The organism is Pseudomonas protegens (assembly GCF_003363755.1).
Classification (GTDB): domain Bacteria; phylum Pseudomonadota; class Gammaproteobacteria; order Pseudomonadales; family Pseudomonadaceae; genus Aquipseudomonas; species Aquipseudomonas danubii.
On record NZ_CP031396.1, the window covers coordinates 2,294,154 to 2,310,691 of the forward strand.

17 protein-coding genes and 1 other RNA gene are annotated in these 16,538 nt (G+C 58.5%); 4 read left to right on the top strand and 14 right to left on the bottom strand.

The window, feature by feature from the left end; all coding sequences use genetic code 11:
• Positions 1–2: 2 nt before the first annotated feature.
• The 9 genes from mraY to rsmI form a co-directional block, all read right to left on the bottom strand.
• Complete coding sequence (gene mraY / locus DWF74_RS10045) at positions 3–1,085, bottom strand: phospho-N-acetylmuramoyl-pentapeptide-transferase (RefSeq protein ID WP_102860321.1); 1,083 nt, start codon at positions 1,083–1,085, stop codon at positions 3–5.
• Positions 1,085–2,452 (bottom strand): UDP-N-acetylmuramoyl-tripeptide--D-alanyl-D-alanine ligase, encoded by a 1,368-nt coding sequence (locus tag DWF74_RS10050; RefSeq protein WP_115580885.1) that lies wholly within the window; start codon positions 2,450–2,452, stop codon positions 1,085–1,087. The genes mraY and DWF74_RS10050 overlap by 1 nt, the downstream gene beginning before the upstream one ends.
• Positions 2,445–3,908, bottom strand: coding sequence for a UDP-N-acetylmuramoyl-L-alanyl-D-glutamate--2,6-diaminopimelate ligase (locus DWF74_RS10055; RefSeq protein WP_115580886.1), 1,464 nt, complete (start codon positions 3,906–3,908; stop codon positions 2,445–2,447). The genes DWF74_RS10050 and DWF74_RS10055 overlap by 8 nt, the downstream gene beginning before the upstream one ends.
• Positions 3,908–5,647, bottom strand: a complete 1,740-nt coding sequence (locus DWF74_RS10060) for a peptidoglycan D,D-transpeptidase FtsI family protein (RefSeq protein ID WP_102860318.1) — start codon at positions 5,645–5,647, stop codon at positions 3,908–3,910. The genes DWF74_RS10055 and DWF74_RS10060 overlap by 1 nt, the downstream gene beginning before the upstream one ends.
• On the bottom strand, positions 5,644–5,937 hold the full coding sequence (gene ftsL, locus DWF74_RS10065) for a cell division protein FtsL (RefSeq protein WP_102860317.1): 294 nt from the start codon (positions 5,935–5,937) through the stop codon (positions 5,644–5,646). The genes DWF74_RS10060 and ftsL overlap by 4 nt, the downstream gene beginning before the upstream one ends.
• The gene (gene rsmH / locus DWF74_RS10070; protein ID WP_162884089.1) at positions 5,934–6,881 is read right to left on the bottom strand and encodes a 16S rRNA (cytosine(1402)-N(4))-methyltransferase RsmH; all 948 of its coding nucleotides are present in this window, start codon (positions 6,879–6,881) and stop codon (positions 5,934–5,936) included. Before rsmH ends, ftsL begins: the two co-directional genes overlap by 4 nt.
• Positions 6,878–7,333 carry a division/cell wall cluster transcriptional repressor MraZ gene (mraZ, locus tag DWF74_RS10075; RefSeq protein ID WP_019693566.1) on the bottom strand — a complete coding sequence of 152 codons (456 nt, stop codon included), beginning with the start codon at positions 7,331–7,333 and terminating at the stop codon, positions 6,878–6,880. The genes rsmH and mraZ overlap by 4 nt, the downstream gene beginning before the upstream one ends.
• Positions 7,334–7,641: 308 nt before the next feature.
• Positions 7,642–7,995, bottom strand: an RNA gene (gene rnpB, locus DWF74_RS10080) — RNase P RNA component class A.
• Between the two features lie 72 nt (positions 7,996–8,067).
• Positions 8,068–8,922 carry a 16S rRNA (cytidine(1402)-2'-O)-methyltransferase gene (gene rsmI, locus DWF74_RS10085; protein ID WP_180988441.1) on the bottom strand — a complete coding sequence of 285 codons (855 nt, stop codon included), beginning with the start codon at positions 8,920–8,922 and terminating at the stop codon, positions 8,068–8,070.
• 237 nt (positions 8,923–9,159) lie between these two features.
• Here rsmI and DWF74_RS10090 point away from each other — a divergent pair, with 237 nt between their 5' ends.
• The 4 genes from DWF74_RS10090 to DWF74_RS10105 all read left to right on the top strand — a co-directional run bounded on the left by DWF74_RS10090 (position 9,160) and on the right by DWF74_RS10105 (position 12,615).
• Positions 9,160–10,971, top strand: coding sequence for a penicillin-binding protein activator (locus DWF74_RS10090; protein ID WP_115580887.1), 1,812 nt, complete (start codon positions 9,160–9,162; stop codon positions 10,969–10,971).
• A complete protein-coding gene (locus tag DWF74_RS10095; RefSeq protein ID WP_115580888.1) occupies positions 10,971–11,342 on the top strand; it encodes a YraN family protein in 372 nt (123 codons plus the stop codon). The genes DWF74_RS10090 and DWF74_RS10095 overlap by 1 nt, the downstream gene beginning before the upstream one ends.
• 104 nt (positions 11,343–11,446) lie before the next feature.
• Positions 11,447–12,040 (top strand): phosphoheptose isomerase, encoded by a 594-nt coding sequence (locus DWF74_RS10100; RefSeq protein ID WP_015636934.1) that lies wholly within the window; start codon positions 11,447–11,449, stop codon positions 12,038–12,040.
• The gene (locus DWF74_RS10105; protein ID WP_102860313.1) at positions 12,037–12,615 is read left to right on the top strand and encodes a BON domain-containing protein; all 579 of its coding nucleotides are present in this window, start codon (positions 12,037–12,039) and stop codon (positions 12,613–12,615) included. Before DWF74_RS10100 ends, DWF74_RS10105 begins: the two co-directional genes overlap by 4 nt.
• A gap of 53 nt (positions 12,616–12,668) precedes the next feature.
• On the opposite strand, the gene DWF74_RS10110 is transcribed toward DWF74_RS10105, so the two are convergent.
• The 5 genes from DWF74_RS10110 to petA form a co-directional block, all read right to left on the bottom strand.
• Complete coding sequence (locus DWF74_RS10110) at positions 12,669–13,082, bottom strand: ClpXP protease specificity-enhancing factor (protein WP_115580889.1); 414 nt, start codon at positions 13,080–13,082, stop codon at positions 12,669–12,671.
• Positions 13,083–13,098: 16 nt separating this feature from the next.
• A complete protein-coding gene (locus DWF74_RS10115; protein WP_102860311.1) occupies positions 13,099–13,716 on the bottom strand; it encodes a glutathione S-transferase N-terminal domain-containing protein in 618 nt (205 codons plus the stop codon).
• 152 nt (positions 13,717–13,868) lie between these two features.
• Positions 13,869–14,648 carry a cytochrome c1 gene (locus tag DWF74_RS10120; RefSeq protein WP_115580890.1) on the bottom strand — a complete coding sequence of 260 codons (780 nt, stop codon included), beginning with the start codon at positions 14,646–14,648 and terminating at the stop codon, positions 13,869–13,871.
• Positions 14,648–15,859 (bottom strand): cytochrome b, encoded by a 1,212-nt coding sequence (locus DWF74_RS10125; RefSeq protein ID WP_102860309.1) that lies wholly within the window; start codon positions 15,857–15,859, stop codon positions 14,648–14,650. The genes DWF74_RS10120 and DWF74_RS10125 overlap by 1 nt, the downstream gene beginning before the upstream one ends.
• On the bottom strand, positions 15,859–16,452 hold the full coding sequence (gene petA, locus DWF74_RS10130; protein WP_047306018.1) for a ubiquinol-cytochrome c reductase iron-sulfur subunit: 594 nt from the start codon (positions 16,450–16,452) through the stop codon (positions 15,859–15,861). The genes DWF74_RS10125 and petA overlap by 1 nt, the downstream gene beginning before the upstream one ends.
• Positions 16,453–16,538 lie beyond the last annotated feature (86 nt).

Here is a 16,538-nt window from a genome sequence, read left to right on the forward strand (position 1 = left end):
TTCTACCTCAGCTTCAGGGTGGCAAGGCCGATCAACACGAGGATCACGGTGATGATCCAGAAGCGGACAATCACGCGAGGCTCGGGCCAGCCCTTGAGTTCAAAGTGGTGGTGGATCGGTGCCATGCGGAACACACGGCGACCGGTCAATTTGAAGGAAGCGACCTGGATCACCACCGACAGGGTCTCCATCACGAACACGCCGCCCATGATGAACAGGACGATTTCCTGACGGACGATCACCGCAATGGTGCCCAGGGCCGCGCCCAGCGCCAGTGCGCCGACGTCGCCCATGAAGACTTGTGCCGGATAGGTGTTGAACCACAAGAAACCCAGGCCGGCACCGATCAGCGCACCGCAGAAGACGATCAGCTCGCCCGCTCCCGGTACGTAAGGAATCAGCAGGTATTCGGCGAACTTCACGTTACCCGACAGGTAGCAGAAGATCCCCAGCGCGCCGCCAACCATCACGGTCGGCATGATCGCCAGGCCATCGAGGCCGTCGGTCAGGTTGACCGCGTTACTCGAACCGACGATGACGAAGTAGGTCAGGACCACGAAACCGATGCCCAGAGGAATACTCACGTCCTTGAGCATCGGAATCAGCAGGGTGGTTTCCACCGGACTCTGTGCGGTCATATAAAGGAAGATCGCAGCGCCCAGGCCGAACACCGACTGCCAGAAATACTTCCAGCGACTCGGCAGGCCACGGGAGTTCTTCTCGATCACCTTGCGGTAGTCATCGACCCAACCGATGGCGCCAAACGCCAGGGTGACCACCAGCACTACCCACACATAGTGGTTGCGCAGGTCGGCCCAGAGCAGGGTGCTGATACCGATGGCGGAAAGAATCAGCGCGCCCCCCATGGTCGGTGTACCGGACTTGGAAAGGTGGGACTGCGGACCGTCATTACGCACGGCCTGGCCGATCTGCCGGTTTTGCAGAGTACGGATCATCCACGGACCCAGGCACAGCGCCAAAGACAACGCAGTCAGTACCCCGAGAATCCCGCGCAGGGTCAGGTACTGAAAGACCGCGAAGCCTTTGTAGAACTGTTGCAGGTACTCCGCTAGCAGCAGCAGCATCAATGTTTCTCCGTGCTCGAGCCGCACAAAGCCGCGACGATGTTTTCCATCACCGCGCTGCGCGATCCCTTGATCAAAATGGTGGTATTTGGGTCTTGCTCGACGTTCAGGGCGGCAATCAGATCAGCCTGGCTGGCGAAGTGGCGCGCGTGTTCGCCGAAGGCGGCAACGGCATGAGCCATCATCGGGCCTACGGCGTAGAGGGCCGAAACCTTGCCAGCGGCATATGCACCTACTTCGCGGTGCCCCTGCTCCGCCCACTCGCCCAACTCGCCAATGTCTCCGAGCACCAGGACGGTGCGGCCGGAAAAGCCGGCGAGTATATCAACGGCGGCACACATTGAGGTGGGGTTTGCGTTGTAAGTGTCATCGATCACCCGCAGGCCGTTCTTGGCCAGTTGGGCAACGGTGCGGCCCTTGACCGGCTGCACAGCGTTCAGGCCAGTGACGATGCCGAACAGCGAGACGCCTATGGCATGGGCTGCGGCGGCAGCAGCCAGGGCGTTGGCCACGTTATGGGTGCCAAGCAGGTTCAGTTGCACCCTATCCACGCCCTTTGGGCTGTGCAATGTGAAGGACGGGCAACCACGGGCATCACGACCGATATCCGAGGCATGGAAATCTGCTGCGCTGTTGTCCAGGGCAAAGCTCAGCACCTGGCGACCGGCGGCTCGGGTCTTCCAGATTGGGAAGGCCTTGTCGTCCAGATTGAGCACCGCGATCCCGGCGCTATCGAGCCCCTCGAGAATCTCGCCCTTGGCTTCGACGATTTTCTCCGGCCCGCCGAACTCACCGACGTGAGCGGTACCTGCATTATTGATGATCGCCACATGGGGGCGAGTCATGGCTACGGTGTAGGCGATTTCGCCGATGCGTGACGCACCCAGCTCGATCACCGCAGCGGTATGTTCGGGGGCCAGCTCCAGCAGTGTCAGCGGCGCGCCCAGATCATTGTTCAGGTTGCCCCGGGTTGCCAGCACTGGACCACGGGTACGCAGGATGCTGGCCAGCATCTCCTTGACCGTGGTCTTGCCGCTGGAACCCGTCACCGCAGCCACAGGCTGGGTAAAGGCGCCACGATTCAGAGCGCCCAATTGGCCGAGGGCCAGACGGGTATCCTTGACCAGCAACTGAGGCAGGGTGCTGTCGGGAACTTCACGTTCAACCAACGCGGCTACGGCACCTTTGCCTGCCACTTCGTTCAAGTAGTCATGGCCGTCAAAACGGGGGCCCGTCAAGGCAACGAACAACTGGCCCGCCTGAATCGCCCGACTATCGATACTGACACCACTGAAACGCACGTCGCCCGCGATCAAGCGGGCATCCAATGGGGCCGATACTTCACTGAGCAGCAAGGCTTTAAGCATGTGCCACCTCCCATGCGGTCAAGGCCTTGTCGGCTTCAGCAAGGTCGGAGAAGTCATGGCGCTGGCCATTGATCTCCTGATAATCCTCATGGCCCTTACCCGCCAGAACCACCACATCGTCTGCCGATGCGGCGGCGATCAATCGAGCAATGGCGAGGCCACGACCGGCAACAAAATCGACCTTGTCTACCGCGCTGAAACCAGCACGGATGTCGTCGAAGATCTGCGCAGGGTCTTCGCTGCGTGGGTTGTCATCGGTGACCAGCACACCATCTGCCAGGCGCTCTACCACCTCGGCCATCAGCGGACGCTTGCCACGATCGCGGTCACCGCCGCAGCCGAACAGGCAGAGCAGACGCCCCTTGGCGTGAGGGCGCAGGGCCAGCAATACTTTTTCCAGGGCATCCGGAGTGTGGGCGTAATCCACGACCACCAGGGGCTGAGTACCACCACCCAGGCGTTGCATGCGTCCGGCAGGACCTTCGAGCTTGGGCAGCACGGCGAGAATTTCGTCCAGTGCATACTCCAGGCCCAGCAAAGCACCGACCGCAGCCAGCACATTGCTCAGGTTGAAGCGCCCGAGCAGAGCGCTGCGCAGATGGTGCTCGCCCTGCGGAGTCACCAGGGTTGCGCGAACGCCGTCGTCGTCGAAGGTCGCCTCACGGCAATACAGATAAGCAGAGGCATCCTCGAGACTGTAAGTAATCAGCCGTGACTCGTGCTTGTCCGCTGCCAGCTGCCGGCCGAACTCATCATCGAGATTGATCACCCGGCAACGCAGGTCAGTCCAGTTGAAGAGCTTCGCCTTGGCTGCGCCATAGGCTTGCATGGTTCCGTGGTAATCCAGATGGTCACGGGACAGATTGGTCAGCACCGCAACATCGAATGCCAGGGCCGCCACGCGCCCCTGATCCAGGCCATGGGACGAGACCTCCATGGCCACCGCCTTGGCGCCGGCGTTTTTCAGGTCAGCCAGGCTCGCCTGCACAGCGATAGGGTTAGGCGTGGTGTGCAAGCCACTTTCCAGCGCGCCATAGAAGCCAGTGCCCAGCGTGCCCACCAAACCACAACGCTGGCCCAACAGATCCAGCGCTTGGGCGACCAACTGGGTAACACTGGTCTTGCCGTTGGTACCGGTCACGCCCAGCAGATTCAGTTGGCGGCTTGGATCACCATAAAAGCGTCCGGCAATATCCGACAGCTGCGCCGCCAGGCCCTTGACTGGAATCAGCGGCACATCAGTCAGCGGCAATACGGTTGCGCCTTCCACCTCATAGGCCACTGCAGCAGCACCGCGCTGCAAGGCGTCGGCAATATGCGCACGGCCGTCAAACTTGGCGCCGGGTACCGCCAGGAACAAATCACCGGCACGTACATTGCGGCTGTCCAGCGTCAACTCGCGGATCAGCAGATCGCGACCAGCGTGGGCGAAAATCTTGTTCAGGCTAAGAGACATTAGCCGCGCCCTCCATTAGCTCGTACTGGGGTACCGGGCACCGCATTGGCCTGTTGCGTGGCCGGCAGATTATCCGGAGTGATGTTCATCAGGCGCAGGGTGCCGGACATCACTTTGCTGAACACCGGAGCCGATACCAGACCACCGAAGTAACCGGCCTTGCTCGGCTCGTCGATCACCACCACGATGGCATAACGCGGATCGCTCATCGGGCCGAAACCGGCGAACAGCGAACGATAGGAATTCTCGGCATAGCCTTTGGTGCCGACCGAAGTCTTGCGCGCGGTACCGCTCTTGCCAGCCACGTGATAGGCCGGAACCTGGGCACGGAACACGCCACGGGGCGCCTCGATCACCTGCTGCAGCATGCCCTGCATGGTCTTGGCGACGTTTTCCGGAATCACCTGGGCGGTTTGCGGGGTCTTGTCGGATTTGATCAGCGTCAGTGGAGCGATCCGACCATTGTTGGCCAACGCGGAAAACGCGTGGACCAGCTGGATCGCGGTCACCGAGAGGCCGTAGCCATAAGACAGGGTCGCGGTTTCAGCCTTGCGCCACTCACGGTAGTTCGGCAGGTTGCCGACTCGCTCGCCAGGGAAGCCCAGGCCGGTGTCCTGACCCAGGCCAATCTTCTGTGCCAGACGAAAAATGGCTTCACCACCGATATCGAAGGCGATCTTGCTCATGCCGACGTTACTGGAGTTGATCAGGATGCCGGTCAGATCGAGCACCGGCCCTTCGGTCTTCGACACGTCACGAATGGTGTATTTACCCAATTGCAGGGTGCCCGGATAGACCTCGACAGTATCGCTGGGCTTCCAGCGCCCGGTTTCCAGAGCGGCACTCATGGAGATCGCCTTCATGGTCGAGCCAGGCTCGAACACGTCGATCATCGCGCGGTTACGCATCATCGCCGGCTGCAAGTTGCGGCGGTTGTTCGGGTTGTAGGTCGGCTGGTTGACCATGGCCAGGATCTCGCCGGTCTTCACGTCCATGATCACCAGGCTGCCGGCCTTGGCGCCGTTTTCGACAATGGCATTGCGCAGCTCACGGTTGGCCAGGTATTGCAGGCGCAGATCAATCGACAACGCCAAGGGCTTGCCGGCCTTGGCGTTCTTGGTGACCTGGACATCCTTGATCAATCTGCCGCGCCGGTCCTTGATCACCTGGCGCTTGCCGGGAACACCGGCGAGCCATTCGTCATAGGCCAGCTCGACCCCTTCGCGGCCACGGTCGTCAATGTCGGTAAAACCAACCATGTGCGCGGTCACTTCGCCGGCCGGATAGAAGCGCCGGAACTCCTCAATGCCATAGACGCCCGGCACCTTCAGATCAAGCACCGCCTGGCCCTGCTCCGGAGTCAGGCCCCGGACCAGATAGATGAATTCTTTATTGGCCTGAGCTTCAAGACGCTCGGCCAACGCCTTGGGGTCCTGACCAAGAGCCATGGCCAATGCTGGCCAGCGGTCCTTGGCCAACTGCATTTCCTTGGCATTGGCCCAAAGCGTGGTCACTGGCGTACTCACGGCCAGAGGCTCGCCATTGCGGTCGGTGATCAGGCCACGGTGAGCGGGAATAGGGATGTGCCGGACACTGCGCGCATCGCCCTGCCCCTTGAGGAAGTCACGGTCGACCACCTGCAGATCGATAATGCGCCAGCCAATCGCCGACACCATGATCGCCAGCAGACCCAGCACCACACGGAAACGCCAGGGGTAGAGAGCGCCTTCAAGTTTCATGGCGCCACCATGCGGACTTCAGCCGCGCCAGGGATATGCATCTTCAGCTGTTCGGTGGCCAGCACTTCGATCCGGCTATGAGCGGTCCAGGTGCTTTGCTCGAGAATCAACCGTCCCCATTCGGCCTGGGCCTTGTCGCGTACGCTCAACTCGCCATACAGCGTATTGAGTAACTGGCGATTCCAGTGGGCGCTGTAGGTAACCGCAATCGCGGAGACCAAAACGCCAACGAATAGCAGAAGCATGAAAAAGCTTCCGCCTGGAAGAGGCTTGGCGAAGAGCTTGCTCACCGAAGCTTCTCCGCAACACGCATGACCGCACTACGGGAACGGGGATTGGCTTTGAGCTCGGCCTCGGAGGCGAACTGCGCTTTGCCATGAATCTTGATTTTCGGCACGAAGGCTTCGAAACGTACCGGCAGGTTGCGCGGCAGATTGTCGGACTCGCCCTTCACCAGGCGTCGCATGAACAATTTGACGATGCGATCTTCCAGGGAGTGGAAGCTGATCACCACCAGGCGACCACCCACTTCCAGCGACTCCAGCGCCGCTTCAAGGCCGGCCTCAAGATCGCCCAGTTCGTTATTCACATGGATGCGCAATCCCTGGAAAGCCCGGGTAGCAGGATTCTTGCCCTTCTCCCAGGCAGGATTGGCGACTTTCAACACTTCGGCCAGATCGGCGGTGCGTTCGAAGGGCTGGATTTCACGACGCTCGACCACGGCCCGCGCCATGCGCCCGGAGAAGCGCTCTTCGCCGTACTCCTTGAACACACGGGCAATTTCCTCGACGGGCGCGGTGGCAATGAACTGCGCAGCGCTGATGCCACGAGTCGGGTCCATGCGCATGTCCAGAGGGCCATCATTGAGAAAGCTGAAGCCGCGCTCAGGATCGTCCAGCTGTGGCGAAGACACACCAAGATCCAGCAGAACACCACTGACCTTGCCTGCCAGGCCGCGCTCCGCGACCTCCGAACCCAACTCGGCAAAACTGCGCTGTACAACGACAAAGCGGCCGTCTTCGGCCGCTAGCGCTTGCCCGGTGGCAATCGCTTGGGGGTCCTTATCGAATCCGAGGAGCCGGCCCTCCGTTCCGAGCTTGCTGAGAATCAAGCGGCTATGCCCGCCACGGCCGAAGGTGCCATCCAGATAGCAGCCATCAGGGCGCACGGCGAGAGCCTCGACGGCTTCGTCAAGCAGCACGGTGATGTGGTTAAAGCCGCTATCAATAGTCACAGGATCAAATCACGCAGTTCATCAGGCATCGCGCCCGGTTGTTGAATAGCCGCCAGGTCAGCCGCCGAAACAGCATCCCAGGCATCCTCGTCCCACAATTGGAACTTGTTCAGTTGGCCCACCAGCATCGCGCGCTTATCCAACTTGGCATATTCACGCAGGCGCGGCGGCACCAGAAAACGACCACTGCCATCGAGTTCAAGATCGACGGCATTACCAATCAGCAAACGCTGCAAACGACGGTTTTCTTCGCGAAGCGAAGGCAATGCGCGCAGTTTGGTTTCTATCAGCTCCCACTCATCGAGGGGGTAAACACACAAACAAGGATCAACAGCGTCGATAGTGACGATTAATTGCCCGGAACTTCGCGAAACGAGCTCGTCACGATACCGACTCGGCATGGCGAGACGGCCCTTCGCATCGAGACTGATAGCGTTAGCTCCGCGAAACACGTCAGCGTTTCTCCAAATTTTAGCGTTTTGCGCTCAAAAAACCCACTTCATGCCACTTTCTGCCACTTGCGCACACTATAGGAATGCGCCCACACCACCGTCAAGGCGCGCAGCGACGGAAAAGCCTTATAGAACGGAGATTTAGGAGACTAAGAGGAGAGATAACGAGAATTCGGAGGGCATTCCAGAGCATCAACTTCAAACAGCTCAATAAGCTGCAGCATGAAGTTAAAGTAATTTATTAAGAGTAAGATTTTTTCGGTATTACAGAAACGCTTCTGCTATTGATTCAAGCAGGGAGGGAAAAGGTGGAGAGTCGATCTGTAAGCCGGGTTCTGTCGAGGACAGTCATTCCTCTACGATGGCCATCACTGGACATCTTTAGCAACCTACCCGGTTCCAGCGCGGGCCACGCCTTGGAACCCTATTTGGTCTTGCTCCGAGTGGGGTTTACCTAGCCACGAACTGTTACCAGACGTGCGGTGCGCTCTTACCGCACCTTTTCACCCTTACCGGCACCGAAGTGCTTAGGCGGTTATTTTCTGTGGCACTTTCCGTAGGCTCACGCCCCCCAGGCATTACCTGGCACTCCGCCCTATGGAGCCCGGACTTTCCTCCCCCCTCTAATTTTCATAGAGGGCAGCGACTGTCCAATCGACTCTCCGCCGCGCAGGTTAACGGCAGAGCGCCCCAAGAACAAGCGCTAAAAGCCTTTGGCCACCCTGCCACGCAATTTATTGTTCTTTCTGCTTATTCAGTGCTACCTGATACAGGACATTCTTGCGCTCACCCGTGATCTCGGCTGCCAGCGCCGCCGCCCTTTTGAGAGGCATCTCCTTAAGCAACAGATCAAGAATGCGCATCGACTCACTACTGATCGCTTCATCACTTTCCGGTGCAGTCCATCCCGCCACCAGCACCACGCACTCACCACGCTGCTGGTTGCTGTCAGCCTCTACGAACTGGCGCAATTCGGAAAGAGGCAGCCCCTTGAGGGTCTCAAAGGTCTTGGTCAGTTCTCGAGCCAACAGTGCCGGCCGCTCACCACCGAATACCGCTTCCATGTCTTGCAGACACTCAAGAATGCGATGCGGCGCCTCATAAAAAATCAACGTGCGGGGCTCTTCCTTGACCAACTCCAGGCGCCCACGCCGCCCAACGGCCTTGGCCGGCAGAAACCCCTCGAAGATAAACCGATCCGACGGCAAACCTGCCGCCGACAGTGCCGCGATCAATGCACAAGCCCCCGGCACAGGAACCACATTGATGCCTGCAGCTCGAGCCTGCCGTACCAAGTGATAACCCGGGTCGGAAATCAGCGGCGTGCCGGCATCGGAAATCAAGGCGACATCATCACCCGCCAATAAACGAGTAATGAAACGAGAGCCTTCATCACGCTCGTTATGCTCATGGCAAGCCGCCAAGGGCGTGGAAATGCCAAAGTGCTGCATGAGGCGCTGAGAGTGCCGAGTATCCTCGGCAGCGATCAAAGACACTTCGCGCAACAACTTAAGGGCCCGGGCACTGATGTCGTCCAGGTTGCCGATGGGCGTCGCCACCACATAAAGCGAACCAGCAGCGGTATTCAAAGCACCTGGAGCAGTCAAAGGGCACACCTCTAGATCGACAAAAGCACCATTGTAACGCGTTGAAGCCCTATCAATACGCCTGACGATCACTCAACAACCCAGCCCTTTGGGGCCTTTTAGGCACCACGGCAACATTTGCACCAGCTAAATAGACGGTTTATCACCAGCAACATCGCGCCCCGGCCAGCGCTTGGGTACAATTCCACGCTCATTTGATCGAGTATCAGGAACACTTACATGATCGCTTGCCTGCGGCTGTTTCTTGCCCTCTGCCTGGCTACCCTTTTGGTGGCTTGCGCCAGCTCGCCCTCTTCCAGCCTTGGCGAACTTCCACGGACACCGGATGCCAGCATCGAGCAATTGCTCGAACAGGCCGCCACCAGCAAAAGCCCGGACAAGGCAGCCCTGCTGCGCTTGAGCGCTGCAGACCTGGCATATCGCCAGGGCAACGCAGGACGCGCCGGACAAATCCTTCAGCAAGTGTCGCTGGATCAACTCAAACCTGCCCAGCAGATCTTCGCCAGCACCCTGGCCGCAGAGCTGGCCATGATCCGCAATCAGCCGAAAGCCGCGCTGACTGCGCTGAGCCATCAGAGCCTGCAGCATCTCAGCGAACTACCTGCAACTCAGCAGATCCGCACCGGCACCGTTTATGCTCGCGCCCTGGAAGCAGACGGCCAAACGCTCTCTGCCGCCAAGCAGCGAATTCTTATCGCCCCCCTGCTGAAAGATGATGCCGCGGCAAAAAACCATGAGGCTATCTGGGCACTGATTGCTGCCCTGCCCACCGACCAACTGCAACCTGCAGGCAACGATGACCTGGCCGGATGGTTGAGCCTGGCCCTGGCAGTCAAGACCGCCGGCACTCTGGAGCAGCAACAGTCGGCCATTGATAACTGGCGCGCGCAGAACCCAAAGCATCCTGCGGCCATTCAACTGCCACAACCGCTGACCCAGCTCAAAGAGCTGGCTAGCCAACCCGTTTCGAAAATCGCCCTGCTTCTGCCACAAGATGGTCCCTTGGCTTCGGTTTCCAAGGCCCTGCGTGAAGGCTTCATGGCCGCTCACTACCAGGCTCAGCAAGCAGGACAAAAGCCGCCCAGCATTGAGTTTTACGACAGCTCGCGCTTGAGCTCCCTGGACGACTTCTACCGCAAAGCCCAGGCCGCAGGCGTGCAACTGGTAGTCGGCCCCCTGGAAAAACCATTGGTCAAGCAACTGGCCACACGCTCGCAACTGCCGATTACCACCCTCGCACTGAACTACAGCGAAGGCGAACAAGGCCCGGCGCAACTGTTCCAGTTTGGCCTGGCTGCCGAGGACGAAGCCCGTGAAGTCTCTCGTCGTGCCCGCGCCGATGGCCTGCATCGCGCCGCGGTACTGGTCCCCAAGGGCGAGTGGGGCGATCGCGTGCTCAAGGCGTTCCGCCAGGATTGGGAAGCCAACGGTGGCAGCGTGATCGGCATCGAACGCGTTGACCAGCCTGTCGCCTTAGCTCAGCAAATTGCCGACCTATTCCGACTGCGCCAAAGCGAGAGCCGCGCCAAGAGCCTGCAGAGCACTGTAGGTACTCAAGTCGCCGCACAACCGTCGCGCCGCCAGGATATCGAGTTCATTTTTCTCGCCTCCACTCCACAGCAAGCACAGCAGATCAAGCCGACCCTGAACTTCCAGTACGCTGGCGATGTTCCGGTGTACGCAACTTCCAACGTGTTCAGCGCCAGCGGCGATCAGAATCAATACAACGACATGAACGGTGTAATGTTCTGCGAAACGCCTTGGCTGCTGGATGCCAACGGCCTTCTGCGTCGCCAGGTCACTGCACAATGGCCACAAGCTGGAGGCAGCCTCGGTCGCCTGTACGCAATGGGGGTCGACGCCTATCGCCTGGCGCCACGCCTGGGTCAGCTCAAGGCTCTGCCCGACAGCCGTATCGAAGGCGAATCCGGAAGCCTGGGCATGGCCGCCGGTCAGCGCATTGAGCGTCAACTGCCCTGGGCCAAGTTCGTCAACGGCCAGGTTACCCGCCTGCCCGACACACCGCGCTAATGACTCAAGGAGCACGCCAGCAAAGCGGAAGAGATGCCGAGAGCCAAGCACTCCGGCATCTCCAACAGCACGGACTGCGCCTATTGGCGCAGAACTGGCTGTGCAAACGCGGCGAGCTTGATCTGGTCATGCTTGACGGCGATACAGTAGTATTCGTCGAAGTCCGCTACAGACAACACACGCAATGGGGTGGAGCTCTGGGCAGTATCGATGGACGCAAGCGTCAAAAACTGATTCTTGCCGCGCAGATTTTCTTGCAACGCGAATCATGCTGGTCCAACCACCCCTGCCGTTTCGACGTGGTCGCCATTGAAGGCGCCCCGGGTGCAGAAGCCCGTTTGAACTGGCTACGCAATGCCTTTGATAGCTGAAAGACGCCTTCAGGCCGCACCCATTTTCACTCAACTTTTTTGCTCTTTGCTTTGCGGGCTGCACATTCACGTGCCACCAAGCCGCGCCACTTAAGGTCACACAGATGGACATGCAATCCCGAATTCGCCAGCTTTTTCAGGCCAGCATCGACACCAAGCAACAGGCGATGGACGTACTTGCACCGCACATCGAGCAAGCCAGCCAGGTCATGGTCAACGCCTTGCTCAATGAGGGCAAAATGCTCTCCTGTGGCAACGGTGGCTCCGCCGGCGACGCCCAGCACTTCTCCTCCGAGTTGCTCAACCGCTTCGAGCGTGAACGCCCCAGCTTGCCCGCCATCGCCCTGACCACCGACAGCTCGACCATCACGTCGATTGCCAACGACTACAGCTACAACGAAGTCTTCTCCAAGCAGATTCGCGCTCTAGGCCAACCTGGCGATGTGTTGCTGGCAATTTCCACCAGCGGCAACTCGGCGAACATTATTCAAGCCATCCAGGCCGCACATGATCGTGAAATGATTGTCGTAGCATTGACTGGTCGCGACGGCGGCGGCATGGCCTCACTGCTACTGCCTGAAGACGTGGAAATTCGCGTACCGGCCACCGTCACTGCACGTATTCAAGAAGTCCACCTGCTGGCGATCCATTGCCTTTGCGACTTGATCGACAGCCAATTGTTCGGGAGTGAAGAATGACCCTTAATCGCCTTGGCCTTCTGGCCTTGACCTTGTGCCTCGGCATCACTGGTTGCAGCTCGGTGATTACCGCCACCCGCGACAAACCAATCGATGACGATCGCGGCACCCGCACCTTCGGCAGCAAGATCGACGATTCGCTGATAGAGACCAAAGTCGCCGTCAACGTTGCCAAGGCCAACCCGGACCTGGAAAACAACTCGCACATTGTCGTCACCAGCTTCAACGGCATCGTCCTGTTGGCCGGCCAGACACCGCGCCCCGACCTCAAGGCGACAGCCGAACAGGCCGCCAGCGAGGTACAGCGAGTCAAGAAGGTGCATAACGAACTGCAGGTGCTGCCACCATCAGGATTCCTGGCACGGCAGAACGATGGCTGGCTGACCACCAAGATCAAGACACAGATGCTCACCGACGCCAGCATTCCCGCTTCACGGATCAAGGTGGTGACCGAGAACGGCATTGTCTACTTGCTGGGCTTGCTGACCCAACAGGAAGCCGCCCAAGCCACCAATTTGGTACAGGGCGTCTCCGGCGTACAGAAAATCGTTAAGCTGTTCGAATACATCGACTGAAAAAGCACTGCAGCAGATACAAAAAAGGCGATCCATCCGGATCGCCTTTTTTATTACTTGACCACTTTCAGGCTCGGCCGGCCGCTAGGTCGCGGCGGCTCACTGCCCGGTGGAGGCAGGTCATCATCCGGCTCAACATCGTCCTCCTCATCCAGAGGCGATTCCAGATCAAAGACCATGCCCTGCCCATTCTCGCGCGCATAGATCCCAAGGATCGCAGCAACCGGTACGTGCAGGCTGTGAGGCACACCGCCGAAGCGCCCCTCGAAAGTTACTGCATCGTTATCCATATGCAGATGGCGCACGGCACTGGGAGAAATATTCAGAACAATTTGCCCATCGCTGGCGAAACCCTGAGGCACCTGTACAGCCGGGTAATCGGAGTTGACCAGCATGTGCGGGGTGCAATCGTTGTCCACAATCCACTCATAGAGCGCGCGGACCAGATAAGGTCGACTGGAGTTCATAGCGGCTCCTTAAGCCTCAGCGCATATCACGTTCGACACCAGACAAACTTGCCTGGAAAGCCTCACGCGCAAATTGGCGGTCCATATAATCAAGCAGCGGCTTGGCCTGCCGCGGCAGTTCGATACCCAGGATTGGCAACCTCCAGAGTATGGGCAGTAGGCAGCAGTCCACCAGGCTTTGTTCCTCACTGAGGAAAAATGGCTTATCGGCGAACAGTGGGGAAACCCCTGTCAGACTTTCGCGTAACTCCTTACGCGCCTGCACCCGGACCGCCTCCTTGGTCCGCGAATCCAGAATCAGATCCACCTGCCCGCACCAATCACGCTGGATCCGATGGATGAGCAAGCGACTGTTGGCACGCGCAACAGGGTAGACCGGCAGCAATGGAGGATGAGGGTAACGCTCATCCAGGTATTCCATCACCACTGTCGATTCCCACAACGCCAGGTCCCGATCGACCAGCGTCGGCAAGCTCCCGTAAGGGTTCACTTCGATCAGTTTCGGCGGCTGACGCCCCGCCTCCACACTGATGATCTCGGCGCTGACACCCTTCTCCGCAAGCACAATGCGCACCCGGTGGGAATAGTGGTCGGCGGGGTCGGAGTAACAGGCCAACCGATTGGTCACGCCCATGGCGATCCTCCTCGCTTGTTGAAATTATCGGAAGCAGAAAAAACAAGCGCGCCCTCAGGGCGCCTCTGGTAACCCCCGAATGATACAGGGTTGTTACAGTTTCAGAGACGCCCCTAGGCGCGCATGTTCAACAACTGATGCTTAAAACGCTATTAATGCACATCCTTCCAGTATTCGCGCTTGAGCAGATAGGCGAACACGAAGAAGAAGGCCAGATACAAGAGCACGTAAGTACCGATGCGCTGGTGCTGCAGTTTGACAGGGTTGGCCGAGTAAGCCAGGAAGGTCACCAGATTCTTGACCTTCTCGTCGAACTGAGCCTCATTGAGAGTACCGGTACCCTCTTTGACTGTCAGCTGGTCGCACGCCTCGTGAGTCAGGGGCGTACCAGTCAGCGGATCGTATTGTTTCTTACCGCCTTCAACGATTTGCACCTGCTTGCAACCGACAACTTGACGCCCTTGCAGACCGACCAGGACGTTAGGCATACCAACGTTCGGGAAGACCTTGTTGTTCACGCCCCAAGGGCGCGCAGGATCTTCATAGAAGGACTTGAGGTAGCCATAAAGCCAATCGGTACCACGCACGCGAGCCACCAGAGTCAAGTCTGGCGGCGCAGCGCCGAACCAGGTCTTGGCATCAGCCGGCTGCATGCCGATGTTCATGTGGTCACCGATCTTGGCACCGGTGAAAACCAGCTTGCTCAACATCAAGTCGTGAGGAATGCCCAGGTCATCGGCGACCCGCTCATAACGCTGGAACTTGGCGCTGTGGCAACCCATGCAGTAGTTGGCGAAAGTACGCGCACCATCTTGCAAGGCAGCCTTGTCGGACAGGTCGATATCAACCTTCTCCAACTCAGGACCCGCGGTATTCGCGAAAGACAACACAGGCATAGCAGCAAGAATCAGTACAGCAAATAGCTTTTTCATCAGCCAGTCACCCTTTCCGGAACCGGTTTGGTCTTCTCGAGCCTGGTATAGAACGGCATCAGAATGAAGTAGGCGAAGTACAGGAAGGTACACACCTGCGACAACAGCGTACGGCCTGGAGTCGGCGCCAACACACCCAACACACCCAGGATCACGAACGAGACGCAGAACACCAGCAGCCAGATCTTGCTCAGCCAGCCTTTATAGCGCATGGACTTGACCGGACTACGGTCGAGCCAAGGCAGCACGAACAGGACCGCAATTGCAGCGCCCATGGCGATAACACCCAAGAGCTTGTCTGGCACCGCACGCAGAATCGCGTAGAACGGAGTGAAGTACCAAACAGGAGCAATATGCTCAGGTGTCTTGAATGGGTTGGCCGGTTCGAAGTTCGGTTTCTCGAGGAAGTAACCACCCATCTCAGGGAAGAAAAACACGATCGAGCAGAAGATGAACAGGAACACAACTACACCGACGATATCCTTCACGGTGTAGTAAGGGTGGAAAGGAATGCCATCCAGCGGGATACCGTTCTCATCCTTGTTCTTCTTGATGTCTACGCCATCCGGGTTATTCGAACCCACCTCGTGCAACGCCAGAATGTGCAGCACCACCAGACCGAGAATCACGATCGGCAGGGCTACCACGTGCAGAGCGAAGAAGCGGTTCAGGGTAATCCCGGAAATCAGGTAATCACCACGGATCCACTGAGTCAGGTCGTCACCAATAACGGGGATCGCACCGAACAGCGAGATGATCACCTGGGCACCCCAGTAGGACATCTGCCCCCAAGGCAGCAGGTAGCCCATGAAGGCCTCGGCCATCAGCGCCAGGTAGATCAGCATGCCGAACAGCCACACCAGCTCACGAGGCTTCTGGTAGGAACCGTAGAGCAAGCCACGGAACATGTGCAGATAGACCACGATGAAGAACGCCGAAGCGCCGGTGGAGTGAAGCAAACGCAGGATCGCGCCGTACTCGACGTCGCGCATGATGTATTCAACGGAAGCAAAGGCTTCTTCCGCCGAAGGGGTGTAGCTCATGGTCAACCAGACACCAGTAACGATCTGGTTAACCAGTACCAGCAGTGCCAGGGAGCCAAAGAAATAGAAGAAGTTGAAGTTCTTCGGAGCGTAATACTTGCTGAGATGGTCTTCCCACATCTTGGTCGCTGGGAAGCGCGCATCAACCCAATCCATGAACTTGCTCATCACGCTTTCTCCGTGTCGACGCCAATGACGATGATGTCATCCGACTCATAGGAATGCGGGGGTACTGGCAGGTTCAGGGGCGCAGGCTGCGCTTTATAGACGCGACCAGCCAGGTCGTAGTGGGAGCCGTGGCAAGGGCAGAAATAGCCACCTACCCAGTCCTTACCCAAATCAGCGGGCGCCACTTCAGGACGGAAGGTCGGAGAACAACCCAGGTGAGTACAGATCCCGATCAGCAGCAAAATCTCTGGCTTGATCGAACGCACTTCCGGATCGACGTAGGTTGGTTGTACCGAGTTCTTGGAGTCAGGGTCAGACAGCTGGCCCTCGATCTTTTTAAGATTCCCCAGGATTTCCTCTGTACGGCGGACGATGAATACCGGTTGACCACGCCACTCAGCAATCATCTGCTGACCTGGGTCGATCTTGCTGATATTCACTTTCACCGGTGCACCTGCGGCTTTCGCCTTGGCACTGGGAAACCATGACCCCACGAACGGGACCGCAGCCCCCACCGCTCCAGCAGCACCCACCACGGATGTGGCTGCTACTAGGAAGCGACGCCGGCCTGCATTCACGCCGTCATTGCTCATTCAGTCCTCTCCCATCAGCTTTGTGGCCTGTTAAATCAGGCATCTACTAAGTAAAAATCTGAACTTATAAAAATTTTGCCGAATGG

Excerpts from the sequence above, each read along its gene's own strand:
- petA (WP_047306018.1), bottom strand. The coding sequence starts at position 16,452 with ATGAGCAATGACGGCGTGAATGCAGGCCGGCGTCGCTTCCTAGTAGCA.
- DWF74_RS10115 (WP_102860311.1), bottom strand. The coding sequence starts at position 13,716 with ATGGGCGTGACCAATCGGTTGGCCTGTTACTCCGACCCCGCCGACCAC.
- DWF74_RS10090 (WP_115580887.1), top strand. The coding sequence starts at position 9,160 with ATGATCGCTTGCCTGCGGCTGTTTCTTGCCCTCTGCCTGGCTACCCTT.
- DWF74_RS10105 (WP_102860313.1), top strand. The coding sequence starts at position 12,037 with ATGACCCTTAATCGCCTTGGCCTTCTGGCCTTGACCTTGTGCCTCGGC.
- DWF74_RS10100 (WP_015636934.1), top strand. The coding sequence starts at position 11,447 with ATGGACATGCAATCCCGAATTCGCCAGCTTTTTCAGGCCAGCATCGAC.
- DWF74_RS10125 (WP_102860309.1), bottom strand. The coding sequence starts at position 15,859 with ATGAGCAAGTTCATGGATTGGGTTGATGCGCGCTTCCCAGCGACCAAG.
- DWF74_RS10110 (WP_115580889.1), bottom strand. The coding sequence starts at position 13,082 with ATGAACTCCAGTCGACCTTATCTGGTCCGCGCGCTCTATGAGTGGATT.
- DWF74_RS10060 (WP_102860318.1), bottom strand. The coding sequence starts at position 5,647 with ATGAAACTTGAAGGCGCTCTCTACCCCTGGCGTTTCCGTGTGGTGCTG.
- DWF74_RS10055 (WP_115580886.1), bottom strand. The coding sequence starts at position 3,908 with ATGTCTCTTAGCCTGAACAAGATTTTCGCCCACGCTGGTCGCGATCTG.
- DWF74_RS10095 (WP_115580888.1), top strand. The coding sequence starts at position 10,971 with ATGACTCAAGGAGCACGCCAGCAAAGCGGAAGAGATGCCGAGAGCCAA.
- DWF74_RS10050 (WP_115580885.1), bottom strand. The coding sequence starts at position 2,452 with ATGCTTAAAGCCTTGCTGCTCAGTGAAGTATCGGCCCCATTGGATGCC.
- DWF74_RS10120 (WP_115580890.1), bottom strand. The coding sequence starts at position 14,648 with ATGAAAAAGCTATTTGCTGTACTGATTCTTGCTGCTATGCCTGTGTTG.
- mraY (WP_102860321.1), bottom strand. The coding sequence starts at position 1,085 with ATGCTGCTGCTGCTAGCGGAGTACCTGCAACAGTTCTACAAAGGCTTC.